Annotated in this window: 24 protein-coding genes; 6 read left to right on the top strand and 18 right to left on the bottom strand. The window is 71.7% G+C overall.

The annotated features are described in order from the left end of the window. Nucleotides 1–10: 10 nt before the first annotated feature. A complete protein-coding gene (locus BLW32_RS11190) occupies nt 11–568 on the bottom strand; it encodes a hypothetical protein (protein ID WP_068525095.1) in 558 nt (185 codons plus the stop codon). Nucleotides 569–689: 121 nt separating this feature from the next. Here BLW32_RS11190 and BLW32_RS11185 point away from each other — a divergent pair, with 121 nt between their 5' ends. From BLW32_RS11185 to BLW32_RS11175, 3 genes are all read left to right on the top strand, one after another. Further along, on the top strand, nt 690–1,796 hold the full coding sequence (locus BLW32_RS11185; RefSeq protein WP_068742126.1) for a sensor histidine kinase: 1,107 nt from the start codon (nt 690–692) through the stop codon (nt 1,794–1,796). Beyond that, nucleotides 1,793–2,431 carry a response regulator gene (locus tag BLW32_RS11180; RefSeq protein ID WP_068742127.1) on the top strand — a complete coding sequence of 213 codons (639 nt, stop codon included), beginning with the start codon at nt 1,793–1,795 and terminating at the stop codon, nt 2,429–2,431. Before BLW32_RS11185 ends, BLW32_RS11180 begins: the two co-directional genes overlap by 4 nt. A 68-nt stretch (nt 2,432–2,499) precedes the next feature. Further along, entirely contained in the window at nt 2,500–2,928 is a 429-nt protein-coding gene (locus tag BLW32_RS11175; protein WP_068742128.1) for a DUF6069 family protein, read from the top strand. A gap of 56 nt (nt 2,929–2,984) precedes the next feature. Here the strand turns inward: BLW32_RS11175 and BLW32_RS11170 are convergent, their stop codons facing one another. From BLW32_RS11170 to BLW32_RS11155, 4 genes are read right to left on the bottom strand one after another with little or no spacing between them, the layout of a single operon-like run. Next, nucleotides 2,985–6,161 carry an acetyl-CoA carboxylase family protein gene (locus BLW32_RS11170; RefSeq protein ID WP_068742129.1) on the bottom strand — a complete coding sequence of 1,059 codons (3,177 nt, stop codon included), beginning with the start codon at nt 6,159–6,161 and terminating at the stop codon, nt 2,985–2,987. Further along, nucleotides 6,158–7,948 carry an AMP-binding protein gene (locus BLW32_RS11165; protein WP_074850519.1) on the bottom strand — a complete coding sequence of 597 codons (1,791 nt, stop codon included), beginning with the start codon at nt 7,946–7,948 and terminating at the stop codon, nt 6,158–6,160. Before BLW32_RS11165 ends, BLW32_RS11170 begins: the two co-directional genes overlap by 4 nt. Before the next feature lie 26 nt (nt 7,949–7,974). After that, nucleotides 7,975–8,589 carry a TetR/AcrR family transcriptional regulator gene (locus BLW32_RS11160; protein WP_225535508.1) on the bottom strand — a complete coding sequence of 205 codons (615 nt, stop codon included), beginning with the start codon at nt 8,587–8,589 and terminating at the stop codon, nt 7,975–7,977. Between the two features lie 52 nt (nt 8,590–8,641). Further along, nucleotides 8,642–10,027 carry an MFS transporter gene (locus BLW32_RS11155; RefSeq protein WP_068742130.1) on the bottom strand — a complete coding sequence of 462 codons (1,386 nt, stop codon included), beginning with the start codon at nt 10,025–10,027 and terminating at the stop codon, nt 8,642–8,644. A gap of 173 nt (nt 10,028–10,200) precedes the next feature. Here BLW32_RS11155 and BLW32_RS11150 point away from each other — a divergent pair, with 173 nt between their 5' ends. Further along, nucleotides 10,201–11,133: an alpha/beta fold hydrolase gene (locus BLW32_RS11150; protein WP_068742131.1), complete on the top strand. Its 933-nt coding sequence runs from the start codon at nt 10,201–10,203 to the stop codon at nt 11,131–11,133. 52 nt (nt 11,134–11,185) lie between these two features. On the opposite strand, the gene BLW32_RS11145 is transcribed toward BLW32_RS11150, so the two are convergent. From BLW32_RS11145 to BLW32_RS11085, 13 genes are all read right to left on the bottom strand, one after another. Continuing rightward, nucleotides 11,186–12,703 (bottom strand): long-chain-fatty-acid--CoA ligase, encoded by a 1,518-nt coding sequence (locus tag BLW32_RS11145; protein WP_068742132.1) that lies wholly within the window; start codon nt 12,701–12,703, stop codon nt 11,186–11,188. Next, on the bottom strand, nt 12,704–13,687 hold the full coding sequence (locus BLW32_RS11140) for a phosphotriesterase family protein (protein WP_068525086.1): 984 nt from the start codon (nt 13,685–13,687) through the stop codon (nt 12,704–12,706). Nucleotides 13,688–13,734: 47 nt separating this feature from the next. Beyond that, entirely contained in the window at nt 13,735–14,820 is a 1,086-nt protein-coding gene (locus BLW32_RS11135) for an acyl-CoA dehydrogenase family protein (protein ID WP_068742133.1), read from the bottom strand. After that, the gene (locus tag BLW32_RS11130; RefSeq protein ID WP_068742134.1) at nt 14,817–16,004 is read right to left on the bottom strand and encodes an acyl-CoA dehydrogenase family protein; all 1,188 of its coding nucleotides are present in this window, start codon (nt 16,002–16,004) and stop codon (nt 14,817–14,819) included. The genes BLW32_RS11135 and BLW32_RS11130 overlap by 4 nt, the downstream gene beginning before the upstream one ends. Beyond that, nucleotides 16,001–17,230 carry an acyl-CoA dehydrogenase family protein gene (locus tag BLW32_RS11125; protein WP_068525083.1) on the bottom strand — a complete coding sequence of 410 codons (1,230 nt, stop codon included), beginning with the start codon at nt 17,228–17,230 and terminating at the stop codon, nt 16,001–16,003. Before BLW32_RS11125 ends, BLW32_RS11130 begins: the two co-directional genes overlap by 4 nt. A gap of 1 nt (nt 17,231) precedes the next feature. Beyond that, nucleotides 17,232–18,248 carry a phosphotransferase family protein gene (locus BLW32_RS11120; RefSeq protein WP_068742135.1) on the bottom strand — a complete coding sequence of 339 codons (1,017 nt, stop codon included), beginning with the start codon at nt 18,246–18,248 and terminating at the stop codon, nt 17,232–17,234. Continuing rightward, nucleotides 18,248–18,700: a MaoC family dehydratase gene (locus tag BLW32_RS11115; RefSeq protein WP_068525081.1), complete on the bottom strand. Its 453-nt coding sequence runs from the start codon at nt 18,698–18,700 to the stop codon at nt 18,248–18,250. The genes BLW32_RS11120 and BLW32_RS11115 overlap by 1 nt, the downstream gene beginning before the upstream one ends. A gap of 27 nt (nt 18,701–18,727) precedes the next feature. Next, on the bottom strand, nt 18,728–19,480 hold the full coding sequence (fabG, locus tag BLW32_RS11110) for a 3-oxoacyl-ACP reductase FabG (protein WP_068525080.1): 753 nt from the start codon (nt 19,478–19,480) through the stop codon (nt 18,728–18,730). Between the two features lie 11 nt (nt 19,481–19,491). Beyond that, the gene (locus BLW32_RS11105; protein WP_225535509.1) at nt 19,492–20,178 is read right to left on the bottom strand and encodes an HAD family hydrolase; all 687 of its coding nucleotides are present in this window, start codon (nt 20,176–20,178) and stop codon (nt 19,492–19,494) included. Continuing rightward, complete coding sequence (locus tag BLW32_RS11100; RefSeq protein WP_068626670.1) at nt 20,175–21,164, bottom strand: NADPH:quinone oxidoreductase family protein; 990 nt, start codon at nt 21,162–21,164, stop codon at nt 20,175–20,177. The genes BLW32_RS11105 and BLW32_RS11100 overlap by 4 nt, the downstream gene beginning before the upstream one ends. Beyond that, nucleotides 21,161–21,967, bottom strand: coding sequence for an SDR family NAD(P)-dependent oxidoreductase (locus BLW32_RS11095; protein WP_068626668.1), 807 nt, complete (start codon nt 21,965–21,967; stop codon nt 21,161–21,163). Before BLW32_RS11095 ends, BLW32_RS11100 begins: the two co-directional genes overlap by 4 nt. A 3-nt stretch (nt 21,968–21,970) precedes the next feature. After that, on the bottom strand, nt 21,971–22,723 hold the full coding sequence (locus tag BLW32_RS11090; RefSeq protein ID WP_068525077.1) for an SDR family oxidoreductase: 753 nt from the start codon (nt 22,721–22,723) through the stop codon (nt 21,971–21,973). A gap of 202 nt (nt 22,724–22,925) precedes the next feature. Continuing rightward, nucleotides 22,926–24,143 (bottom strand): acetyl-CoA C-acetyltransferase, encoded by a 1,218-nt coding sequence (locus BLW32_RS11085; RefSeq protein ID WP_068525076.1) that lies wholly within the window; start codon nt 24,141–24,143, stop codon nt 22,926–22,928. A gap of 168 nt (nt 24,144–24,311) precedes the next feature. On the opposite strand from BLW32_RS11085, the gene BLW32_RS11080 reads away from it, so the two are divergent. Both BLW32_RS11080 and BLW32_RS11075 read left to right on the top strand, forming a co-directional pair. Then, nucleotides 24,312–24,926 carry a TetR/AcrR family transcriptional regulator gene (locus BLW32_RS11080; protein WP_068742136.1) on the top strand — a complete coding sequence of 205 codons (615 nt, stop codon included), beginning with the start codon at nt 24,312–24,314 and terminating at the stop codon, nt 24,924–24,926. A gap of 18 nt (nt 24,927–24,944) precedes the next feature. After that, nucleotides 24,945–26,102, top strand: a complete 1,158-nt coding sequence (locus BLW32_RS11075) for an acyl-CoA dehydrogenase family protein (protein ID WP_068525074.1) — start codon at nt 24,945–24,947, stop codon at nt 26,100–26,102. Nucleotides 26,103–26,108: the final 6 nt, after the last annotated feature.

Genomic DNA, 26,108 nt, shown 5'->3' with positions numbered 1-26,108 from the left:
GTCCCTGCGCTCAGCGCTCGGCCGCCTCGCCGCGGCCCGTCACCCACAGCGGACCGGTGACCAGCCAGATCACGGTGATCACACCGAGGGTGCCGAAGACGCCCAGGAGCGCCTCGCGCTGCGTGGCGTCGGCCACGGTGTACCCCAGCCCGAGCGAGACGGCCCCGGCGATCGCGACGGCACCGAGCCAGCGGTAGAAGTCCGACCACTCCTTGCGGGTCCGCTCGGGCCCGAGCTTGGGTACCTTCCGCGGCGCGGGTCCGCCGGCGAAGCGGTGGGCGAAGCGCTCGTCGGCCCAGGCGATCATGCGGTGCCCGAACATGACGGTGCACCCCAGGTAGATTCCCGCGAGGCGGTGCGCGAAGCTCACCTCACCGCCCCGGTACAGGTCGATCGCGACGGCCACGATGAGCACGACGTCGAGCAGCGGCACGAGCGCCAGCGAGATCATGCCGGCGCGCCGCCACCGCAGGACGTACCGCATCGCGAGGCCCCCGAGCACGAGGACCCAGAAGCCGACCTCGCACGCGGCAATCGTCCACAGCACCGGATTGTTCAGCTCTCCCATGCCGCCCACTGTGCCGGGACCGGAACGCCGCCGTCGTCCCCCCGGCGGCGCGTGGGCCCTCCCCCTTTCGGTGGACCCGTCGGCACCGTCGATGTGCTGCAATGGGCGCATGAGGTCGGTGATGAGCGGGTGGTCGTCGGAGTACGCCGCCGTCCCGGCCTTCGGCATCTGCCTGGTGGGCGCCGTGCTCTGGGGCGCGGGCGGCTGGTCTGTCAACGCACGGACCGAGGACTTCTACCCGTGGCAGGTGAAGCTGGGACTGCTCGGCGGCGCGCTCGCGATCCAGTTGCTCGCCCGCCACCGCCCGGCGGTGGCGTTCGGCCTGATGCTGGCGCTGGTCGCGTGGGACTTCTCGTTCGGACCGTCGGTGGTGCTGTGGATCGCTCTGTCGGACGTGATCTACCTCGCCGTGGCGACGGGGTCCGAACGACTGCGGGACGTGGTCTCGGTGACGGTGCTGGTCCTCACGATCGTCCTCGGCGTCGGCGCGACCGCCTTCGTCGGCGTCAAGGCCGGGATGTACGCCGTGCTGATCCTCATCGCCGTGATCTGGTCGCCGATCGGCTACGGCAGGGCGGTGCTCGCCTACCGCCGGCTCGCGGAGCTCGAGCGGGAAGAGAGCGAGTCCCGACGCGCGACGGCGCTCGCGGACGAGCGGCGCCGCCTGGCACGGGAACTGCACGACACCGTCGCGGGGCACCTCTCCGCGGTCGCGATCCTCGCCGACGCCGCGCAGCGCACGCCCCAGAATCCGGCGGTCCTGCAGTCGATCCGGTCCGGCAGCCTCGCCGCGCTCGAGGAGATGCGGGCGACGATCAACCTGCTCACCTCCCCCGACGACGCCGCCGTCCGCACCACGCTCGAGTCGCTGGAGCCGCTCATCGAGACCGCGGGGGCCGCGGGTGTGACCGTGCAGCTCGGCCTGCCCGACGGTCCGCTGCCCACCGCCGTCGAGGCCACCCTCACGCGGATCCTCGGCGAGGTCATCACGAACGCGACCAAACACGCCCCCGGCGCCGAGCTGGAGGTCGCCGTCGACGCCGATCAGGAGGCCCTCACCATGACCGCCACCAATCCCCTGCCCAGCACCGGCTGGTCGGAGGGCGCCGGGGACGGCCTGCGCAACATCGCCTTCCGGGCCCAATCGATCGGCGGGACGGCGACCGCCGGCCCGCACGACGGAGCCTGGGTGGTCCGGGCGACGATCCCGATGGAGGTGGCACGATGACGGCCACCGTCGTCCTGGCGGACGATCACGCGGCGATCCGGGCGGGCCTGCGCCTGCTGCTGGAGTCCACCGGGGAGGTGCGGGTGGTCGGCGAGGCGGCCGACGGTGCCGCCGCCCTGCGGCAGGCGCGGGCGCTCAAGCCGGACGTCGTCGTCATGGACGTGCGCATGCCCCGGGTCGACGGGCTCACGGCGACGGCCTCCGTCGTGGCCGAGACCGACAGTGCGGTGCTGGTGCTGACCACCTTCGACCTGGACGAGTACGTGCTGGGCGCGCTCAGCGCCGGGGCCAGCGGCTTCCTGCTCAAATCGGCGGGCGGCGACGAGCTGATCCGCGCCGTCCTGGCGGTCGCCGCGGGCGACGCCGTGCTCGACCCGAAGGTGACCCGCGCGGTGATCGCGGCGATCCCCCGGCCGGGAGCCGAGCCCGTCGCGGTGGACCTCAGCGGCCTGACGGACCGGGAGCGCGACGTCCTCGCGGGGCTGGGCGAGGGCCTGTCCAACCAGCAGATCGCGCGTCGCCTGGACATCGGTGAGGCGACGGTGAAGACGCACGTCTCCCGGGTGCTGATGAAGCTCGGCGTGCAGTCGCGGGTGCAGGCCGCGGTGGTGGCCGCACAATCGGGTTTGAGCTAGGGCTTGACCCTAACAATACTTCAGGTTGTCTGATGGACTCGTTCCAGAAAACGACACGAGGAGAGACCATGACCGCCATCGACACCGCAGCCCCGTCGACCTTCCGCCTGACCCGCACGACCGCCGTCCTCGGCGCCGTCGGCCTGTCCCTGCTCGCCAACCTCGCCCTGTGGCTCGTCGGCCTCGCCGCCGGCGGCGACTTCACCATGACCGACGAGGCCGGGATCCGCGCCTCGGTCGCGCCGGGCGGCGTCGTCCTGATGACGGTGGCGCCGCTCGCCGTGGGCATGACCGCGGCCGTACTCCTCTCGAAGCTGTGGGCGCCGATCCTGCGGGTGGCCGCCGTGATCGGCGCCGCGGCGTCGCTCGGCACCATCGCGGGCACGCTCGCCGCCGACTTCGACGGCCCGTCCACGGTGATGCTCTCGCTGATGCACGTGGTGATCGCCGTGGTGCTGGTGGTGGCCCTGGAGGCGCTGTTCCGGCGGGTGCGCTGACCGCGGTGCGCCCGGCGCCGCCGGGCGCACCGCAGAGGATCCGTACCCTCACCCCCTCACCGGGTGAGGGTACGGATCCAGTTCCGGGTGGCGGCGGGGTCGATCACGTCGTCCAGCTCGAAGGTGGTGGCGGCGTGCAGGGCCCGTCCGCGCTGGTACGCGAGCGCCAGCAGCTGCTCGAACAGCTCGGCCCGCGCCGCCTCGTCGGGCGCCGCGGCGAGTTCCTTGCTGAAACCGAGGCGCACCGCCCCCTCGAGCCCCATGCCGCCGATCTCGCCGGTGGGCCAGGCGACCGTGAACTGCGGGGCGTGGAAGCTGCCGCCGGTCATCGCCATCGCGCCGAGCCCGTAGCCCTTGCGCAGCACGATCACGCCGAGCGGCACGGTGAGCCGCGCGCCGAGCACGAACAGCCGGGAGAACCGGCGGACGGTGGCCTGTTCCTCGGCCTCGGGGCCGACCATGAAGCCCGGGGTGTCGCACAATGAGATCACCGGGAGCCCGTGGGCCTGGGCGAGTTCGAGGAAGTCCGCGAGCTTGTCCGCGGCCTCGGCGTCGATCGCGCCGCCCAGGTGTCGGGTGCTGTTGGCGATGAGCGCATACGGCTTCCCCTCGACCCGCACCAGTGCGGTGATGACGCCGACGCCGTAGTCGCGGCGCAGTTCGAGCGTCGAGTCCTCGTCCACGATCGCGGCGATCGCGGCGCGGACGTCGTACGCGCGCAGCCGGTTCTCCGGCACCACGTGGCGGGCGGCGCGCGGATCGGGTGCGGTCCACTCGTCGACGGCGCCGGCGAAGTAGCCGAGGTACCGGCGCGCCCGGTCGACGGCGTCGGCCTCGTCGTCGGCGACGACGTGCACGACGCCGTTGCGGCGCTGCACGTCGATGGGGCCGATGGCCTCGGGCGGGAACTCCCCGAGCCCGCCGCCGGAGATCATTGCGGGCCCGCCCATCCCGAGGTTGGCGTCCGGGGTGGCGATGACGACGTCGCAGATGCCGGCGAGCGCCGCGTTGCCCGCGAAGCACCGGCCGGAGACGACGGCGAGGAGCGGCACCCGCCCCCGCAGCGCGCCGAGCGACCGGAAGGTGGGCACGTCGAGGCCCGCCACGATGTCGAGGTCGGTGTCGCCGGGGCGGCCGCCGCCGCCCTCCGCGAACAACACGATCGGCACCCCGCGGCGCTCCGCGACGTCGATCAGGCGGTCGGTCTTGGCGTGGTTGCGCCATCCCTGCGTCCCGGCGAGCACGGTGTAGTCGTACGAGATCACCATCGCCTCGGCGCCGTCGATCGTCGCGAGCCCGCCGATGAGTCCGTCCGCGGCGCCCGTCGCGATGAGCTCCTCCTCGGAGCGGCGCGCTCGCTGCGCGGGCAGGAGCAGCGCGCCGTACTCGGTGAAGCTGCCCGCGTCCACGAGGTCGTCGATGTTCTCGCGGGCGGTGCGCCGGCCGATCCTCCGCCGCTTGGCGACGGCGTCGGGCCGGCCCTCATCGAGGGTGACGCGGTGCCGCTCGCGCACCTCGTCGAGATCCGCGCGGGGCCGGTCGAGATCGAGGGCATCAGCCGTATCGCCGGCGGCCGCCGCGCCGTCGGCGGCGGCGTACGTCAGGAGCGGGGTACCCGCGGTCACCGTCTCCCCGGGCCGCACCAGCACGTCGCCGACGGTGACGCTCACCGGCAGCGTCTGCTCGTGCTCCATCTTCATGGCCTCGAGCACCACGAGGGCGGTCCCGGGCTCGGCCGCGGCCCCGGCTCCCGCGACCGCGACGACGGTGCCGGTCAGCGTCGCGGTGAGCACGTCCCCGTCGAGCTCGACGGCGGGCGTCGGTGCGGGGACCGCGGTCTCGGGCACGAGGTCCCCGATCCGGCGCGCGAGGTACCCGGTGTCGACGGGGCCCGACCGGAATTCGGGATCGGTGAGGACGGCGCGGAGCAGGGCGAGGTTGGTGCCGGGGCCGTCGATCACGAACTCCCCCAGCGCCGCATCGGCCTTGGCGTAGGCGCGCGCCGGGGTGGCGGCGCGCACGATCACCTTCGCGAGCAGCGAGTCGTACCGTGCGGAGGTCGTCAGGCCGGGGCGGCCGTAGTCGTCGACGCGGACGCCGGGCCCGGTCGGCGGGGTGTAGCCGAGCAGGGTGCCGGCAGCCGGGAGCACGGTGCCGTCGCGCTGCGGCACTTCGAGGTTGACGCGGGTCTGCACGGCGGTCCCGTGGGCAGCGGCGGGCGTCCCCGTGACGACGCCGTCGCGGCAGCCGATGGCGGGCGGCAGGCCGAGGTCGCCCAGCGGCGCCCCCTCGGCGAGTGAGAGCTGCGCGCCGACGAGGTCGAGGCCGGTCACCTCCTCGGTGACGGTGTGCTCCACCTGGATCCGGGGATTGACCTCGAGGAAGACGGCTCCGCCGTCGCGGACCAGGAACTCGACGGTCGCGAGCCCGCGGTAGCCGGCGGCGGCGCACAGCCGGGCGGCGTGGCCGTGCAGCGCGGCGCGCAGGTCGTCGTCCAGTGCGGGCGCGGGCGCGATCTCGACGAGCTTCTGGTTGCGGCGCTGCACACTGCAGTCGCGGTCGCCCACCGCGACGGTGGCGGCACCGTCGCCGACGATCTGGACCTCGATGTGCCGGGCGCCCGTTTGCAGTTCCTCGGCGAAGACGCGGCCGTCGCCGAAGCCCAGCTCGGCCTCGGAGACGCAGGCGCGGTACGCGGATTCGAGTTCTTCCTCGAACCGGGGGCCGGGCAGCACGGCCCGCATCCCTCGGCCGCCGCCGCCGGCGACGGCCTTGATCATCACGCCGGCCGGTCGCCCGGTGGCGAAGGCGCGCACGGTCGCGAGGTCCGCGCCGCCCGCCGTGGCGGCGGGCACCGGGACGCCGGCGGCGACGGCCGCGGCGCGCGCGGCGGCTTTGTCGCCGAACGTCCGGAGCACGTCGGGAGCGGGCCCGACGAAGACGAGCCCCGTGGCCGCGCACTCGGCGGCGAAATCGGCGTTCTCCGCGAGGAAGCCGTAGCCCGGATGCACCGCGTCGGCGCCGGTGCTCGTCGCGGCCGCGACGACCGCGTCGCGGTCCAGGTACGCCGCGGCGCCGGAGCCCGGGAGCGCGACGGCGTCGTCCGCCGCGGCGACGTGCGGAGTGTCGGCGTCGTCCGCCGCGTACACCGCCACCGTCGGGACGCCGAGTTCCCTTGCGGTGCGGATGATCCGCAGTGCGATCTCGCCGCGGTTGGCGATGAGCAGTTTCACTTCGACTCCCCCTCGTGGAACGCGGCCGCCACGTTCTCCGCGGCCACCGCAGGACTTCCGTCTGATGCCGCGCCTGCGATCTGCGCCGCCCTCTCGAACAGCACGCCCTTGCGCACCTTGCCCGTCGCCGTCATCGGCAGCGCGTCGACGACCACGAAGTCCGGCACCTTGTAACCCGCCATGTTCTCCCGCGCCCACGCCGTCAGCTCGGCGACGTCGATGGGGCCGGCCGAGACGACGAAGGCGAGGGGCACCTGTCCCTTGCGGGCGTCCGGGCGCGGCACGACCGAGACCGATCCGATCGCCGGGTGGTCCTTGAGCAGCGCCTCCACCTCGGACGGGAAGACCGACATGCCGTTGACCTTGATCATCTCCTTCGTTCGCGCGAGGTAGTGCACTGCGCCCCAGTCGTCGATCCTCCCCACGTCGCCGGTGTGCAACCAGCCGTGGCGGATCGCCTCGGCGGTCGCCTCGGGCCGCCGGTGGTAGGCCGTCAGGATCGATTCGCTGCGCACCACGATCTCGCCGGTGCCCCCGACGGGGACGGGCGCGCCGTCTGCGTCGACGACGAGGATGTCGGTGCCGGGCACGGGAAGCCCGCAGAAGACGGGGTCGGCGGTGAGGTCGCGGTCGCCGTCCTGGAAGCCGAGGGTGAAGGTGTCGGCGGTGTGCGTCTCGGTCATGCCGTAGGAGGCCTCGCGCAGGACTCCGCCGGTCAGGGCGCGCCAGCGGGCCCGCAGCTCCGGGGTCAGTTTGAGCACGAAGGAGACGGCCAGCGGGTTCACGACGGTGCGGAAGGCGGCACCGTCGAACCCGGGCAGGTCCATGAGCTCGACGTAGTTGTCGACCGTGGCGACGGTGTCCGTCACGCCGTACCGCGCGATGAGCGCGGCGGCGACCGCCGGCTCCCATCGGGTCATGAGCACGATCGTCTGCCCGTTGAGGAGCGGCTTGAGGATGCCGAAATCCTCACCGGCGATCCAGAAGACGGGCAGGAAATTCAACCCGACCGGCGTGGGCTCCCCCACCGCGGCGCCGCCCGCGAGCGTCGCCGTCGCGGCGGTGTAGGCCATGTGCCGCTGCGTGTGCTCGCACCCCTTGGGCAGGCCGGTGGTGCCTCCGGTGTAGTTGAGCGCGGCGAGCGCGTCCGGGTCCGAATCGCGCGCCGGCGCGGGCGGGGCGGAGCGCACGCGGTGCCAGTCGCTGCGCGGGTCCGGAACGGTGTCGAACGGCGGCGGGGCGTCCACGAGCGGCTCCGTCCCGGCGAGCAGATCCCCCAGGGCCGTGGCGATCACGGTGCGCACGGGGGTGTCGGCGCGCACCGTCTCCACCAGGTCCAGGAGGTCGGTCTGGGCGAGCAGCACCCCGACGCCGGCGTCGTCGAGCTCGTGCTGCAGCTCGCGGCCCTTGAGCAGCGGGTTCACGGGGACGTGGACGGCGCCCAGCTTGAGGATGCCCAGCATCGCGATGGCGAACTGCGGACAGTTCCCGAGGTAGACGCCGACCGCGTCGCCCGGGCGCACGCCCTGCTGCGCGAGCAGCCCGGCGAACCGGTCGGAGAGGTCGTCGTACTCGGCGTAGGTGACCTCGCGGCCGTAGAAGGCGATCGCGACGGCCTCCGGCCGGTGCCGGGCCCAGTGCCGCAGGTGCTCGACCATCGCGGGCGTCCCCGCGGGGTACTCGACGGTGCGGGGCACCTGGGCCGGCCAGTTCCGCAGGCGCAGTGCACGGGTCTCGTCGGCCGCGGCGTCGAGCGCGGCGGCGACGCCGGTGGTCCGGTCGGTCATGGGGCCCCTTCGGTGCGTCGGCTCCGTCAGAAGCCGATCAGTCGTTCGGCGACGCGGATCTGGTCCGCGACGAAGCGCTCGCGCGCGGCGGGACTGTCGCGCGCCACGCGCTTCGCGCCGTGGTGGATGGTGTCGTTGAGGATGGTGACGAGCGCCGCGGGCGGCAGGCACAGGTCGACGGTGCCGGGATCGAGGGACTCGAGGTAGGCGGTGTAGCGGCGGTGCGTGCGCCGGGTGGTGCGGTCCCAGATCGCGGCGACGTCCTCCCGGACCGGCGCCATCGCGTCGAACAGGGCGACGAGGCCGCCGTTCGCGAAGACCGCGTCCGCATACGCGCGCATCGTCGCCGCGATGACCTCTCGCGGCACGTCGGTCTCGATGCCGTCGAGCATCTGCGTCGCCTCGAGTTCCGCGCCGATGCGGTCCACGAGGGCGAGGAGGATCTCGTCCTTGGACCGGAAGTAGGCGTAGAACGTGGGCCGGGATGTCTGCGCGCGGGCGGCGATGAGCTCCACCGTGGTGGCGGCGTAGCCGAGGTCGTCGAAGCATTCGGCGGCCGCCCGGAGGAGTTCCTCCCGGCGGGCGCCGCCGGCGTCCTTGCGGTTGGCGCGGGCCCGCTCCTGTGATTCGCTGATCGTCACGCTCACGAGTCTGCTCGGCTCCGCTCGGACCTTCAAGGACGCCGGCGCCGGATCACGCCGACGCGGGGACGCCGGGTACCGCGTTCGGATCCTGGCGCACCGCCCTGCCGTTCGTCTCCTTGAGGAAGTAGGCACTGGCGAAGGTCACCAGGCCCATGGCGGCGAGGTAGACCGAGACGAACGTGGTGGACTGGGTCTCGGCGATGATCGCGGTCATGATCAGCGGCGCGACGCCCGAGACGGCCACCGCCGCCAGCTGGTAGGCCAGCGAAGCACCCGAGTAGCGGATCCGCGGCTCGAACAGCTCCGCCATGAACGCGGCGAGCGGCCCGTAGGTCAGGGCCTGCCCGAAGCTGGAGACGAACATCGCGACCAGCAGCAGCCCGACGTTGGTGGTCTCGGCCAGCCAGAAGAACGGGAACGCCCAGGCGATGAGCACGGCGCCGCCGATCAGGATGAGAGGTCGTCGACCGACGCGGTCGGAGACTGCGCCCGCGGCCATGATCACGAGCGGCATGACCACCGACGTGGCGAGCACGCACGCGAGGATGGAGTTGCTGTTCATGCCCAAGCCACCGGCGGAGGGCTTCTTGCTGCCGTAGCTCACGAAGCCGGCGATCGAGACGTAGAACGCGGAGTTCGTTCCGGCCAGCAGGCCGGCACCGAGCAGGATCTTCACCCAGTGCTTGCGGATCGCCTCCGACAGGGGTGCCGCGGCAACGGTCTCCTTGCCGGCGTTCTTGGCCGCGACCTCGCGCTGGAGGGCGAGGAACTCCGGAGAGTCCTCGATCTTCTTGTGGATGTACATCACGACGGGCACCAGGATCGCGCTGGCCCAGAACGGCACGCGCCAGCCCCAACTGAGGAACGCCGCGTCGTCGAGGACGGTGTTCATCAGGATCATCATCAGGTTGCCGAGCAGCAGGCCGAGCGGAACGCCCATCTGGCCGAAGGTCCCGGCGAAGCCCCGCTTCTTCGGCCCCGCGGACTCGGTGAGGAGGAGCACGACGCCGCCCCACTGACCGCCGCACGCGAGGCCCTGGACGAAGCGCAGGGACACCAGCAGGATCGGCGCGAGCGAGCCGATCGCGCTCGCGGTGGGCAGGCAGCCGATGAGGAACGTCGCCGCGCCCATCGCGGTCAGGCACCACAGCAGCATCGGCTTGCGGCCGATCTTGTCGCCGAAGTGCCCGGCCAGGATGCCGCCCAGCGGCCGGGCGATGAAGCCGACGGAGAACGTCGCGAAGGCCATCAGCGTCCCCATCAGCGGCGACAGGTCCGGGAAGAAGACCTTGTCGAACACGAGGGCGGCGGCGGTGCCGTAGACGAAGAAGTCGTACCACTCGATCGAGCTGCTCACCAGCCCGGCCGTGAGGAGTTTGCCGTGCGACTTCTTCTTCACCGGCGCGACGGCACCGGGCTCGCTGGTCTGTGTCATGGATGGCCCTTCGTGAAAGTTGTGATCCCCGACACAGAGAATGCTTGACGTTGACGTTCATGTCAACCGATTCGGGGAAATTGCTAAGCGTTTGCTTACGCAGATGGGAGACCGTTTCCACGGCTTCGGACCGTTCGGCACCGGCCTCGGCGCCGATCACGTACAAAGAGCACATGGCACTCCTCGAACCCGATTTCCCGTCCGCCAACGGCCGCGACACCGTCCACGCGTGGATCTACACGCCGGTCCGCGAGCCGCGCGCGATCGTCCAGGTGATCCACGGCCTCGGCGAGCACTCGCGCCGGTACCTGCGCCTGATCACGGCGCTCCTCGACGCGGGTGTCGTGGTGGCGGCGGAGGACCACGCGGGCCACGGCGCGACCGCGATGGACTCGGGCGTGTGGGGCGATGCGGGCGAGGAAGCCGCGCACGTCCTCGTCGCCGACGCCGCCGCGCTCCGTGCGACGGTCACCGAGTTGCACCCGGGCCTGCCGTACATCGCCTTCGGGCACTCGATGGGCTCGATGATCGCCCGCGGCCTCGCCACGGCGGAACCGGACGGGATCGACGGCCTGGTGCTGTGCGGGATCGCAGCGCAGATCGCGGGGATCGACGGCGTCGTCGACCGCGCGGCCCTCGCTGCGGAACCCGACCAGGCCGGCCCCGCGCCCGACCACTACGTCGCCGAACTGTTCGACGGCTTCGTCTCCCGGTTCGGCGACGGCGCCGGCCCCACCGACTGGGTGGCCCGGGACGCCGACGTGGTCCGCGACCACGCGCGCGACCCGTTCAACAACTTCGGCGCCCCGCTCTCGGCCCGGTTCCTGCGCGGCTTCATCGAGTTGTACGACGCCGCGAACGGCGAGGGCTTCTACGCCGCCCTCCGTCCGGAGGCACCCGTGCTGATCCTCGCGGGTGACCAGGACCCGGTCACCAACTACGGCGAGGGCGCCTATCACGTGGCGAACGCCCTCGTCGCGTCCGGACACCCCGACGTGCGGACGCGCGTCTACCCCGGCGTGCGGCACGAGGTGCACAACGAGCCGGAGACCCGCGACGACGTGACCGCCGAGCTCCTCGCCTTCGTCGAGCGCGTGATCGCCTGACGCACAACGGAGGTGGCGCCCGGCGGTGATCGCCGGGCGCCGCGTCCGGGTACTACCGCCCGCGCAGCTCCCGCTTGAGGATCTTGCCGGTGCCGCCCTTAGGCAGCTCGGCGAGCAGGTGGATCTCACGGGGGTACTTGTACGCGGCCAGGCGCTCCCGGCTGAACGCGGTGAGGGCCGCGGCATCGGCGCTCGCGCCGGGGCGCAGTACGACGAAGGCGACGACCTCCTCCCCCAGCCGGTCGTCGGGGCGGCCCACGACGGCCGCCTCGACCACCTCCGGGTGGGCGTAGAGAACCTCCTCGACCTCGCGGGGGTACACGTTGTACCCACCGCGGATCACGAGGTCCTTGAGCCGGTCGACGATGAAGAAGTAGCCGTCCTCGTCGCGGTAACCCAGGTCACCGGTGTGCAGCCAGCCGTTACGGAGCGCCTCCGCGGTCGCCTCGGGTCGCTTGTAGTAGCCCTTCATCACGTTGTGCCCGCGAACCACGATCTCGCCGATGTTGTCCGCCCCGGGCGGGAGCTCTGCACCGTCGAGATCGACGGCCCGCATCTGCACGCCCCAGATGGGCTTGCCGATCGAGAGGACCTTGCGCTGTTCGGCGCTGATGTTGAAGGTCGCGGTCGACGCGGTCTCCGAAAGGCCGTAGCCCTCGAGGATCGCCAGGCCGGGGAACTTCTCCTCGAACGCGCGGATCACGCCGCCGGGGATCGACGCTCCGCCGGAGACGGCGGCGCGCAGGCTCGACACGTCGCGCCCGGCCGTGTCGACACCCAGGAGCGCCACGTACATCGTCGGCACGCCGGAGAGCACCGTGACGCGCCGCCGCTCGATGACGTCGACCACCGACTCCGCCTCGAACCGCGGCACCAGCGCCACCGAGCCGCCGTACCGCACTGCGGCGTTGAGCACACTCGACAGGCCGAAGACGTGGAACAGCGGGAGGGCGCCGAGCGCGACGTCGTCGTCGCGCATCCCGAACAGCTGGGGCGCGACGGTGCAGTTCATGTAGAGCTCGAAATGCGTGAGCTCCGCCCCCTTCGGCCGCCCGGTGGTGCCCGAGGTGTAGAGCAGCACGGCGGTGTCGTCGGACCCCGTCGGGTGGATCTCCCCGGTGTCCTCCTCCGCCAGCAGGTCGGCGAACGGGACCGCGCCCGACGGGGTCGGTGCGCCGAGCGAGACGATCACCACGTCGCTCACGCCCGCCTCGCCCGCCCCGGCGAGCGCGGCCTCGGCGGAGAAGTCCGAGGCCACGAGCAGCTTCGCATCGCTGTCGCCGAGGTGATACGCGATCTCCGGCGCGGTGAACAGGGGGTTGAGCGGCACCATGGTCAGGCCCGCCTTGAGAATGCCGAAGTAGGCGAGCACGAACTCCGGCAGGTTCGGCAGCTGAACGGCGACCTTGTCACCGGGGACGAGCCCGCGCGCCAGCAGCGAGGCCGCGAGCCGACCGGACTGCTCGTCGATCTCCCGGTAGGCGATTTCGCGGTCGCCGAAGAACAGGACGGGCGCGTCGGGCGCGGTCGACGCCGATTCGCGCAGCATCGTCGCCAGGTTGAAGGACATCTACGCCTCTCCCGTCAGCACGCGACGCGGCACGTCCACGAGCATGGTGTCGATCTGCGCCTGGGTGACGCCGCGTTCGAGCACGTACGGGAAGACGTCGTCGAAGACGTGCGTGTAGTGCCACTGGAGCATGCCCGCCTTGACGTTCGGGTCGATCCAGTCGATGTAGCAGGAGGCGTCCTGCGAGAGCACGATCTTCTCGGTGTAGCCGCGGCGCACCATCTCGATGAGCGTCTCGTTGCGCGCCTCGAAGGTGGTCTCCAGATTGATGCCGAACCGGTCGAAGCCCAGCGTGAAGCCGGCGTCGGCGAGGACCGACAGGTGCTCGACGTCGGTGGAGTCTCCACTGTGTCCCAGCACGATCCGGCTCGGGTCCACCCCCTCCTCGTCGCACATCACCTTCTTCACCAGCAGGCCGGTCTCCGAGCCCGGGTGCGTGTGCACGGTGATCGGCACGCCGGTGGCGTTGTGCGCCTTCGCGACTGCCCGCATCACCCGCTCCACGCCGTCGGTGAGGCCGTGGTGGTCGATCGCGCACTTGAGCATGCCGGCCTTGACCCCGGTGTCTCCGATGCCCTCGGTGATGTCGCGGACGAACATGTCCACCATGGGATCCGGGAAATCGATCCCCGTCATCGCCGTCAGCGCGGGGCCGCGGTACATGAAGTAGCGCGGCACGTCGCGGTAGGTGTAGACGCCCGTCGCCGCGACGATCCGCACCGGCGTGCGCTCGGCGATCCGCTGGATCCGCGGGATGTAGCGACCGAGCCCGACGACCGTCGGGTCGACGATGGTGCGCACGCCGGCGTCGTACGCCTTCTGCAGCTGGGCAACGGCGTCGTCCACCCGGGCGTCCTCGTCACCGAAGTCCTCCGGATAGTTCTGCTGGATGTCCGGGGTGAGCACGAAGACGTGTTCGTGCATGAGGGTGACGCCGAGGTCGGCGGCGTCGACGTCTCCGGTGACGGTGTGGACGACTCCCATGATTCCTACTTTCCGACGGTGTCTACTTCTCGGGCGGGCGGATTCGCTCAGGCGGGGAGGTCGATCAGGCCCGCGAGCGCGGCGCGGTGCCGCCCCGGGGTTCCGAGTCCGATCTGGTCCGCCTTGGCGCGCTTGAGGTACAGGTGCACCGGCGCCTCCCAGGTCATGCCGATGCCGCCGTGCAGCTGCACGGCCTCCTCAGCCGCGCGCACCGCCAGGTCGGAGCAGTACGCGGCGGCCACGGCCACGGCGATCACCGTCTCCGGGTCCTCCGGCCCCAGCTCGGCCAGCGTGACGGTCGCCGACCGCGCCGCCGCGGCAGCCGATTCCGCGTCCGCGTACAGCTCGGCCAGGCGGTGCTTGATGGCCTGGAATCCGCCGACGACGCGCCCGAACTGCTTGCGCTGCTTCAGGTACTCGACCGTGGTGGTAACGCACCAGCGCGCCGTCCCGGCCTGCTCGGCGGCGAGCAGCGCGGCGCCCGTGAGCAGGCCCGCGCGGACGGCGGCGGCGCCGTCGGACGCGAGGACCGTTCCCCGGGCCCCGTCGAAGGTCACGTCCGCCACCTGCCGCGTCATGTCCAGCGACGACACGGGCTCGATTCGGGCGTCGGACGCCGGAACGGCCCGTAGGGCGCCGTCGGAGCCGAGGACGAGCAGCACCTCCGCGCCGAGCACACCCGCCACGGACCGGACGGTGCCGGAGAGTGCGCCGTCCGCGACGGCGACGACGGGCGCGGGCCCGTGCGGATCCACCGAGAACGGCACGACCACGGCCGCGGTCCGCTCCCCGGACGCGAGGTCGGACGCCAACGCCGTCGCGTCCGCGGCGAGCGCGGTGGCGGTCGCGATCCCGGCGGAGGTGAGGAAATTCCCGGCCGCACAGGCGGCGCCGAGTTCCTCGGCGACGACGCCCGCGACCGCGGCGCCCGCGCCGGCGCCTCCGAGATCCTCGGGTACGAGCAGGCCCGCGACGCCCATCTCCGCGAGGTCCGCGTCGATACCGGGAGCGGTGACGCCGTCGTAGGCGCCGATCAGGTCCGGCGGTGCCACCCGCTTCGCGAGCAGATCGCGTACGGCGGCGCGGAGGTCGTCCTCGATGTCGCTGCTGAGCAGCTGCGGCGTGAAGCTCACTTGGGCACGTCCTTCCACGGCAGGTCCTTGTCGACCCGGCGTTCCGGCGGGAGGCCAAGCACGCGCTCCGCCACGATGTTCTTGAGGATCTCCGAGGTGCCGCCCTCGATGGAGTTGCCCTTGGCGCGCAGGTAGCGGTAGCCGGCGTCACGGCCGTAGAAGTCGACCCGGTCGGGTCGCACCATCGTCCAATCGCCGTACCGCAGGCCGTCCTCGCCGAGCAACTCGAGTTCGAGGCCGGACAGCTTCTGGTTGAGGCGGGCGAAGGACAGCTTCATCGCCGCGCCCTCGGGGCCGGGCTGACCCGAGGCGAGCTTCTGGCTGAGGCGCAGCGCGGTCACCCGGGCGACCTCGCTGTCCACCCACAGGCGCACCAGGTCGTCGTGCAGGTCCGGTGTGCGCAGCTCGGGCCGGTCGCGCCAGGTCGTCGCGACGACGCCGATCATGCCGTCCTCGCGCTGCGCGGCACGGCCGCCGATCGCGACCCGCTCGTTGTTGAGCGTGGCGTTCGCGACCTGCCACCCCTGCCCCACCGCACCCAGGCGATGCGCGTCGGGGATGCGGACGTTCTCGAGGAAGACCTCGTTGAACTCCGCCTCGCCCGTGATCTGCCGCAGCGGCCGCACGTCGATGCCGGGATCGGACATGTCGCACAGGAAATAGGTGAGGCCCTTGTGCTTCGGCTGATCGGGGTCGGTGCGGGCGACGAGGATCGCCCACTGCGCGTTGTGCGCACCGGACGTCCACACCTTCTGTCCGGTGACGATCCAGTCGTCTCCGTCGCGGACCGCGCGGGTCGCGAGGCCGGCCAGGTCGGAGCCGGCGCCGGGCTCACTGAAGAGCTGGCACCAGATCTCCTCGCCGGTCCACAGCGGCCGGAGGAAGCGGTCGAGCTGCGCCTGCGTGCCGAAGGAGAGGATCGTCGGCGCGGCCATCCCGAGGCCGATCCCGTTGACGTGGCTGCGGTTGTCGGGGGCACCGGCGGCCGCGAAGCGGGCGTCGACCGCCCGCTGCAGCGACCGGGAGAGCCCCAGTCCGCCCCGCCCCTCGGGATAGGCGACCCACGCGAGCCCCGCGTCGTACCGGGCGCGGAGGAACTCAAGGGGGTCCGATCCGCCGGACGGATGTGCCGCGAGGAAGTCGTCGACCCGCCGATCGAGTTCCTCCGGGCCCGGCGCCGTCACTGCGCCTTCTTGGCGGCGACGCGCTTGAGCTCCGCCCGCGCCAGCGAGTTCTTGTGCACCTCGTCGGGGCCGTCGGCGAACCGCAGCGTGCGGATGCCGGCGTAGTACTCGGCGAGCGGGAAGTCCTGGGACAGTCCGCCGGCGCCGTGCGACTGGATGGCCTTGTCGAGGATCCACTGCACCGTCTGCGGGGTGGCGATCTTGATCGCCTGGATCTCGGTGTGGGCGCCGCGGTTGCCGACGGTGTCCATGAGCCACGCGGTCTTGAGCACGAGCAGGCGCAGCTGCTCGATCCGGACCCGAGACTCGGCGATCCAGTCGCGGATCACGCCCTGCTCCGACAGCGGCTTTCCGAAAGCGGTGCGGCCCGAAACCCGCTCGCACATCAGCTCGACGGCCCGCTCCGCCACGCCGATCGAGCGCATGCAGTGGTGGATACGGCCGGGCCCGAGGCGGGCCTGCGCGATGGCGAAGCCGTCGCCCTCCTCGCCGATCAGGTTGGCGGCGGGGACGCGCACGTCGGTGAACCGCATCTCGGCGTGACCGCCGTGGCTGTGATCGTCGTAGCCGAAGACCTCCATGCCGCGCAGCACCTCCAGGCCCGGGGTGTCCCGGGGCACGAGGATCTGCGACTGCTGGCGGTGGCGCTCGGCGTCGGGCGCGGTCTTGCCCATGACGATGAAGATCTTGCAGTTCGGGTTCATGGCGCCGGTGATCCACCACTTGCGGCCGTTGATCACGTAGTCGTCGCCGTCGCGGACGATCGACAGGCCGATGTTGGTGGCGTCGGAGCTGGCGACGTCGGGCTCGGTCATCGCGAAGGCCGAACGGATCTCGCCGTTCAGGAGCGGCGTGAGCCACTGATCCTTCTGTGCGGCGGTGCCGAACTCGTTGAGCACCTCCATGTTCCCCGTATCCGGCGCGGCGCAGTTGAACACCGCGGGCGCGAGGTGCAGGCTGCGGCCGGAGATCTCGGCGAGCGGCGCGTACTGCAGGTTGGTCAGTCCCGCGCCGTTCTCGCCGGGGAGGAAGAAGTTCCAGAACCCGCGGCCGCGGGCCTCGGCACGAAGCTCGTGCAGGACCGGGGCGCTGTCCCAGGCCCAGCGGTTCTCCAACTCCGCGAGCTGGCGGTGGAAGGTCTCCTCCGCCGGGTAGACGTGGCTGTCCATGAAGTCGTTGACCTGTCCGATCAACTCCGTGGTCCTGGCGTCGTACGCGAATTCCATGTCAGTTCTCCTTCAGTGCGTCGAGGCCGGCGTCGAGCAGCGGGTTCACTGCCTCCCCGGCCTCCGCGAAGCCCTCGCCGACGGTCTGGCCGTTGACGTAGCGGTAGTGGATGCCCTCGACGATGCCTGCGAGCTTGAAGCAGGAGAGGGCGATGTAGAAGCCGAAATCGCCGAGGTCCCGGTCGGATCCGGCGGCGTAGCGGTCGATGATCTGCTGCTCGTCGAGGTAGCCGGGCGCCTCGCTCACGTCGCTGACGGTGCCGGCGGAGACCTTCGCCAGGCGGCCGTAGACGACCATGAGCGCGAGGTCGGTCAGCGAGTCGCCGATGGTCGCGAGCTCCCAGTCGACGACGGCGGCCGGCTCGTCCTGCGGCGAGACCAGCACGTTGTCGAGGCGGTAGTCGCCGTGCACGATACCGGGCACCGCGTCCGCCGGCACCCGTGCCTCCAGGGCGCTGAACAGCTCGTCCACCTTGGGCAGGTCGCGGGTGTGCGCGGCGGCGAACTGCTTGCGCCAGCGCTGCACCTGCCGGCCGAGGAAGCCCTCGGGGCGACCGAAGTCGGCGAGGCCGACGCTCGCCGGGTCCACGTGGTGCAGGTCGACGAGGGTGTCGACGAGCCGCTCGGAGATGGCCCGTGTGCGGTCCGCGCCGAGTGCCTCCAGCTCCGTCGCACGGCGGTACGGTACGCCGTCGATCTCGCTCATCACGTAGAACGGCGCCCCGAGCACCTCGGCATCGTCGCAGTAGGCGTACATCACCGGGACCGGCACCGCGGTGCCACCGAGCGCCGACATCATCCGGTACTCGCGGCCCATGTCGTGCGCGGACGGCAGGAGCTTGCCGACCGGCGGGCGGCGCAGGATCCAGGACGAGGCACCGTCGGAGATGCGGTAGGTGAGGTTCGACTTGCCGCCCGCGATGAGGACGGCCTCGAGCCGCGAGCCCGCGCCCTGCACGTGCTGCGGGAGCCACGTGCCGAGGACGTCGAGGTCGAGGCCCGGGTGCTGCTCCGCCATCAGAAGACCACCACGGAGACGGTCTCGGCGACGCACGCGGGGCGGTCGCCGCCCTCCCGCTCGATGGTCACGCGGGCGACGACCTGCTGGCCGCCGCCGCCCGGGGTGACCGAGACCAGCTCGACGCCGGCCCGGACGCGGGAACCGACGGGCACCGGAGCCGGGAAGCGGACCTTGTTGCTGCCGTAGTTGACGCCCATCTTCGTGCCCTCGACGGTGTAGATCTGCCACACGAGCATCGGGATGAGGGACAGGGTCAAATAGCCGTGGGCGATGGTCGAGCCGAACGGACCGGCCTTCGCCTTCTCGGGATCGACGTGGATCCACTGGTGATCGCCGGTGGCCTCGGCGAACAGGTCGATCCGCCGCTGATCGATCTCGACCCAGTCGCTGTAGCCGAGGTGCTCCCCCACGGCCGCCTGCAGTTCCTCGAGTCCGTTGAGTACCCGCATGTTCTCGTCTCCTCGTCCTGTCCGGTCCTAGTCCTTGGGCCCGCCGGCCACGTACAGCACCTGGCCCGAGACGAAGCCCGCGCCCTCGCTGGCGAAGAAACTGGCGGCGTGCGCGATGTCCGCGGGCTCGCCGACGCGCTGCACGGGGATCTCCTTGGCGGAGAAGGCCTTGAAGTCCTCGAAGGGCACACCGATGCGCTCGGCGGTGGCGGCGGTCATGTCGGTGGCGATGAAGCCGGGGGCGATCGCGTTCGCGGTCACGCCGAACTTGCCGAGTTCGATGGCGAGGGTCTTGGTGAAGCCCTGCATGCCGGCCTTCGCGGCGGAGTAGTTCGCCTGGCCGCGGTTGCCCAGCGCCGAGGTCGAGGACAGGTTGACGATGCGGCCCCAGCCCTCCTTGGTCTGGTACTTCTGCACCTCGCGGGACATGAGGAAGGCGCCGCGCAGGTGCACCGCCATGACCTGGTCCCAGTCGGAGACGGACATCTTGAACAGCAGGTTGTCCCGGAGGATGCCGGCGTTGTTGATCAGGATCGTGGGGGCGCCGAGCTCGTCGGCCACGCGGGTGACCGCGGCCGCGACCTTCTCCTCGTCGGCGACGTCCACGCCCACGCCGATCGCGCGGCCGCCGGCGGCGGTGATCTGCTCGGCGACCGCCGCGCAGGCGGCCTCGTCGAGGTCGAGGACGGCGACGGCGTGCCCGTCGGAGGCGAGGCGGCGGGCCACCTCGGCGCCGATGCCACGGGCGGCTCCGGTCACGATGGCGATGCGCTGGGTCATGGTGTTCTCCTTCAGGGGTGGATGGGTGCGTCGGCGAGCGCGGGAACGAGGTCGCGCAGCGCCGTGCGGGTGGTGCCGGGGTCGGTGTGGTGGATCGCGTGGATGCCCAGGGCCGCGGCGCCGTCGACGTTGGGGGTCGCGTCGTCGATGAAGGCGGCGCGCTCGGGCGGCACACCGAGCCGCTCGAGGGCGAGCCGGAAGATGGCGGGGTCGGGCTTGCGCAGCCCCACCTCCTCCGAGATGATCACCGGCGCGAAGAGGGCCGCGAGACGCTCACGGGGATAGAGGTTCCCGCCGCCCCAGCTGTTGGAGACGATCGCCACCGGCACGCCCGCGGCGCGCAGGTCCTCGGCGAGGTCCCACATCGCGGGGTCCTCCTGGATCCGGGCGAACATGCGGCGCAGCACCCCGTCGGGGTGCACGGGCTCGCCCGTGCGGGTGCGCAGCGCCGCGGCGAAGGCGGCGTCGAACTCCGGCTCGGGCAGCTCGCCCGTCTCCAGGCGGTGGATCGGGCTGCCCGCGTCGGCGTCCCGGCCGAGCCAGGCCTTGAGCGTGGCGGTGAAGCTCGCGGGCTCGATGCCCTCGTCGGCGATCCACGCCTCGATGCTGTGCCGCATCGGCTCGGTGAGGACGCCGCCGTAGTCGAACAGGACGGCGTCCACCGCACGGCTCGCCGCGGTGTCGACCGCGGCGGTCACGGGGCCGCCTGGTAGACCACGCGGCCCACCGTCGTGCCGTCGCCGAGGCGCTGCAAGCCGTCCGGCACCGCGTCGAACGGCAGGCGCTCGCTGACCAGCGGGTTCACCAGGCCCTGGTCGGCCAGCGCCGTGAGCTCCGCGTGGCACTGCTGCACCGCGGCCGGGTCGTGGGCGTTGTACAGACCCCAGTGCAGCCCGACGATCGAGTAGTTCTTGATCAGCGCGTGGTTGAGGGCGGCCTCCTGGATGGTGCCGCCGGCGAAGCCGACGACGAGGATCCGGCCCTCGAACGCGATGCACTTGGTGGACCGCTGGTAGGTGTCGCCACCGACGGGGTCGTAGATCACGTCGGCGCCGCGGCCGCCGGTCTCGGCCTTGACCACCTGGACGAAGTCCTCGGTGCGGCGGTCGACCACGACGTCGGCGCCCAGCGCGCGGGCGACCTCCGCCTTCTCGGGCCCGCCGACGACACCGATGACCGTGGCGCCCGCGGCCTTCCCGAGCTGGATCGCGGCGCTGCCCACTCCGCCCGCGGCGGCGTGCACCAGCAGCGTCTCGCCCGCCTGCAGGTGCGCGCGACGGTGCAGCCCGAACCAGCCGGTCTGGTAGCCGATGAACAGCGACGAGGCTTGCGCGTCGTCGAGCGACGCCGGCGCCGGGAAGGCCTGCGCCGCATTGAGGACCGCGTACTCGGCGAAGCCGCCGTGCGGGAGCGCGGAGCCGCCGAGGACGCGCTGCCCCACCGTGAAGCCCTCGACGCCCTCGCCGAGGGCGACGACCTCGCCGCACAGCTCGACGCCGGGCGTGAACGGCAGATCGGGCTTGACCTGGTAGAGGCCGCGGCACATGAGCACGTCGGGGAAGTTCGCCGCGGTCGCGAGCGTGCGGACGGTGAGCTGCCCGGGCCCCGGCTCGGGCGTCGGGGCGTCGACCTCGCGGAGCACCGCGAGCGGCTCCCCCAGTTCCTGTACCTGCCAGGCCCTCATCGGTCGCCCTCCTTCGTCTCGAGCCGCTGCTGCAGCTTGTTCATGCCGTGCAGCCACTTGTCGGTCGCGGTCGCGCGGACGGCGTAGTAGCCCGCCACCTCGGGGTGCGGGAGGATCAGGAACTCGTCGCCGGCCAGCGCGTCGACGGCGAGCGTCGCCACCTGCTCGGGCGTGAGTGCGGAGTCGCGGCTGAGCAGCTCCTCCAGCTCGCCCGAGCGCTCGAGCATGCCGGTCTTCACGCCCTGCGGGCAGATCGCCTGAACGACGACGCCACGGTGGCGGTAGGTCGCCGACAGCCACTCGGCGAACGCGACGGCGGCGTGCTTGGTCACCGAGTACGCGGGCGCGCCGAGCATGGTGAGCAGGCCCGCCGCGGAGGCGGTGACCACGAACCGGCCGCCGCCCGCCGCGACCCACTCGGGGACGAGCAGCCGGGCGGCGCGCACGTGCGCCATCACGTTGACGTCCAGCGACAGCGCCCATTCGGACTCGGGCGTGTCGAGGCCGCGGCCGCGGTCGACGCCCGCGTTGGCGTACCAGGCGTCGATCGCGCCGAGCTCGCGCCGCGCGGTCGCGACGAGGGCGGCGACCCCGTCCTCCGACGCCGCGTCGCCGGGCGCGGCGTACGCGGTGCCGCCTGCGGCGGCGATCTCGGCGACGGTGCGCGCGGCACCGTCGGCGTCGAGGTCGGCGACGACGACGCGGGCGCCGCGGGCGGCGAGCTCGCGGGCGAGCGCCGCGCCGATGCCGTTGCCGGCGCCGGTGACGACGACGCCCTTGCCCTTCGGGTCGAAGGCGGCCATGGCCTACACCCCGCCCGTGAGCAGGACGCCACCGTCGACGGTGAGCGTCTGGCCGGTCATCCAGGCGGCGTCGTCCGAGAGGAGGAAGGCGACGACCGAGCCGATGTCGTCGGGCACGCCGAGGCGCTTGAGCGGGTACGCGGCCGAGACCTGCTCCTCGCGCCCCTCGTACAGGGCGGTGGCGAAGCGGGTCTTGACGACGGCCGGCGCGACGGCGTTGACCCGGATGTCCGGGCCGAGCTCGACGGCGAGCTCCTCGGTCAGGTGGATGACGGCGGCCTTGGAGACGCCGTAGAAGGCGATGCCGGGAGCCGGGCGCAGGCCGGCGACGGAGCCGACGTTGACGATGGCGCCGCCGTGCTCCTTCTGCCAGGCCGCGTAGACCTTCTGGGTCCAGGACAGGGTGGAGAGCACGTTGACCTCGAAGATCTTGCGCGCGGCCGCGGTGTCGATCTCCATGAGGGGGCCGTAGACCGGGTTGATGCCGGTGTTGTTGACGAAGAAGTCGGCGCTGCCGAAGGTCTCGATCGCGGTGGCGATCACCTGGTCCTGATGCGCCTCGTCGTCCCCCGAACCGGCCACGGCCACGGCGACCTCGGGGCCACCCAGCTCGGCGACGGCGGCGTCGAGCGCCTCCTGCTTGCGGGCCGTGATGACGACCTTCGCGCCGTCGGCCACCAGCCGCTGCGCGATGGCGAGGCCGATGCCGCGGCTCGCTCCCGTGACGATCGCGGTCTTCCCGGCGAATCGGGTCATGCTTCACACCTTCCGTTCAAACTGACTAAGCGCTCGCTTAGTTTGTAGCCTACGACACACGCCGCCGTGTGACGACCCGTTGGGCGTGCGAACCCCTGTGACGCTCCTCACAGTACGGACGGTTGCGTCCCCACACGCCGGAAACGACGAGCGGCCCGCACGCCGAGGCGTGCGGGCCGCTCCATGGGCGATCAGTCGCGGATCAGCTGAGCCGCTCGATGATCATCGCCATGCCCTGGCCGCCGCCGACGCACATGGTCTCGAGGCCGAACTGCTTGTCGTGCCACTGCAGCGAGTTGATCAGCGTGCTGGTGATGCGCGCGCCGGTCATGCCGAAGGGGTGGCCGACGGCGATGGCGCCGCCGTTGACGTTGACCTTGTCGGCATCGATGCCGAGGTCGCGCACCGACGGGATCACCTGCGCCGCGAAGGCCTCGTTGACCTCCATGAGGTCGATGTCGCCGATCGACAGGCCGGCGCGCTGCAGCGCCTGCTTCGAGGCCTCGACGGGGCCGAGACCCATGATCTCGGGCGAGAGGCCGGTGACGCCGGTGGAGACGATGCGTGCGAGCGGCGTCAGGCCGAGTGCCTTGGCCTTCTCGTCGGACATGATCACCACGGCGGCCGCGCCGTCGTTGAGCGGGCAGCAGTTACCGGCCGTGACGGTGCCGTCCGGGCGGAAGACCGGCTTGAGGCCCGCAATGCCCTCGTAGGTGACACCGGCGCGCGGACCGTCGTCCGTGGAGACGACGGTGCCGTCGGCGAGCGTGACCGGGGTGATGTCCTTTGCCCAGAAGCCCGAGGCGATGGCGGCCTCGGCGCGGTTCTGGCTGCGCACGCCCCACTCGTCCTGGTCCTGACGGCTGACGTTCTTGAACTGCGCGACGTTCTCCGCGGTCTGCCCCATGGCGATGTAGACGTCCGGCAGCACGCCCGCCTCGCGCGGGTCGACCCAGGTCTGGCCGCCGCCGGCGAAAGTCGCGGTGCGCGCCTCGGCGTCGGCGAAGAGTGCGTTCTTGGTATCGGGCAGGCCGTCGGCGTTGCCCTTGATGTAGCGGCTCACGGTCTCGACGCCGCCGGAGATGAAGACGTCGCCCTCCCCCGCCTTGATCGCGTGGAAGGCCATCCGGGTGGTCTGCAGGCTCGAGCTGCAGTAACGGTTGACGGTGACGCCGGGCAGGTGATCGAGGCCCGCCTCGACGGCGACCACGCGGGCGATGTTGAAGCCCGACTCGCCCGCGGGCTGGCCGCAGCCGAACATGAGGTCGTCGATCTCGCGGGGATCGAGGCCGGGCACCTTGGCCAGCGCGGCCTGCACCATCTGGACGGAGAGGTCGTCCGGGCGGACGTCCTTGAGCGAGCCCTTCGCTGCGCGCCCGATGGGCGACCGGGCGGTGGAGACGATGACGGCTTCGGGCATGGAATGACCTCCGAGTTGAACCATTACTAACTAAGCGCTCGCTTAGCGGTGTACCATCTACTCTGCACCACTGAGAGCCGGTCGTCAATGAACCGTCTCCTGTGGTCCCGTTCACAGTAGAGACACCGCGCCGATGCGCCGCATCGCGGTGGCGCCGGAGGGGAAACGATGACCGAAGCCGATGCACCGTCCCGCGCGGACGCCACGCGCGCGCGACTGCTGTCCGCCGCCGCGGAGGCCTTCGCCGAACGCGGCTTCCACGGCACCACCACCCGCGACATCGCCGCCGCCGCCGGCATGAGCCCCGCGGCCGTGTACGTGCACTACAAGTCCAAGGAACAACTGCTGCACCAGCTCTCGCGCGTCGGGCACCAGCGGATCATCGACGCCATCGATGCGGTCGACGACGCCGCGGACTCCCCCGCCGTCCGCCTGGCCGCCGCCATGCGCGCCTTCGCGACGCACCACGCGTCCTCGCACACGAGCGTCCGGGTGGTGAACTACGAACTCGACGCGCTCACCGAGGAGCACCGCGCCGAGATCGGCGGCCTGCGCCGCGAGATCACCCGCCGGCTGCGCGCGATCGTGGACGCCGGCGTCGCGGACGGCTCCTTCGACACCCCGGACCCGCGGATGGCGACGATCGCCGTGCTCTCCAGCGGCATCGACATCGGCCGCTGGTACCACGACGGCGGCGAGATCACCCCCGATCGCATCGGCGACTTCTACGCCGACCTGGCCCTGCGCACCGTCGGGGCGAACACCACAGACACCCCGAAGTAGAGAACCGAGGAGAACACCATGCGTCGCACCGTCTACACCGCCGATCACGAGGCCTTCCGCGAGACCCTCCGCGCCTTCATCGAGGCGGAGGTCGTCCCGCACTACGACGAGTGGTACGCCAACGGCATCGTGCCGAAGGACTTCTACCCCAAGCTCGGCGAGCTGGGCGTCTTCGGCATCGAGGTGCCCGAGGAGTACGGCGGCGCCGGCATCGAGTCGTTCAAGTACCAGGCCGTCATCAGCGAGGAGCTGGGCCGCGCCGGCGTCTCCTTCGGCGGCTCCAGCGTGCACATCGCGCTGTGCCTGCCGTACCTGACCGGACTCGCCACCGACGAGCAGAAGCAGCGCTGGCTGCCCGGGATGGCCGCCGGTGAACTGATGTTCGCCATCGCCATGACCGAGCCCGGCACCGGCTCCGACCTCGCCGGCATGAAGACCACCGCGAAGTTGTCCGAGGACGGCACCCACTACGTGCTCAACGGCGCCAAGACCTTCATCACGGGCGGCGTCAACGCCGACCGCGTGATCGTCTGCGCGCGCACCGCCCCGTCGACCCCCGAGGACCGTCGCCACGGCATCTCGCTGTTCGTCGTGGACACCTCGCTCGACGGCTACTCCGTCGGCCGCAAGCTCGACAAGATCGGCCTGCGCACCTCCGACACCGCCGAGCTCTCCTTCACCGACGTCAAGGTGCCCGCCGAGGACCTGCTCGGCGAGGAGAACAAGGGCTTCTCCTACCTCGGCCAGAACCTCCCGCAGGAGCGCCTGTCGATCGCCGTCGGCGCGTACTCCCAGGCCGCCGCCGCGGTGCGGTTCGCACAGGCCTACACGCAGGACCGCACCATCTTCGGCAAGACCGTCGCCTCGTTCCAGAACAGCAAGTTCGAGCTGGCCGCCTGCAAGGCGAAGGTCGACGCGATGGAGTCGAGCGTCGACCGCGGCCTCGAACTGCACGACGCGGGCCAGCTCACCGCGGCCGACGCCGCCTCGCTCAAGCTCTTCTGCACCGAGGCCGCCTCCGAGGTGATCGACCGCTGCCTGCAGCTGCACGGCGGCTACGGCTACATCAACGAGTACCCGATCGCCCGCCTGTACGCGGACAACCGCGTCAACCGGATCTACGGCGGCACGTCCGAGGTGATGAAGACCATCATCGCCAAGGACATGGGCCTGTAGCACCCC

Origin of the sequence: Tsukamurella tyrosinosolvens, from assembly GCF_900104775.1 — a bacterium.
Taxonomy (GTDB): Bacteria; Actinomycetota; Actinomycetes; order Mycobacteriales; family Mycobacteriaceae; genus Tsukamurella; species Tsukamurella tyrosinosolvens.
This window is presented reverse-complemented; position numbering and strand designations above follow the sequence as displayed.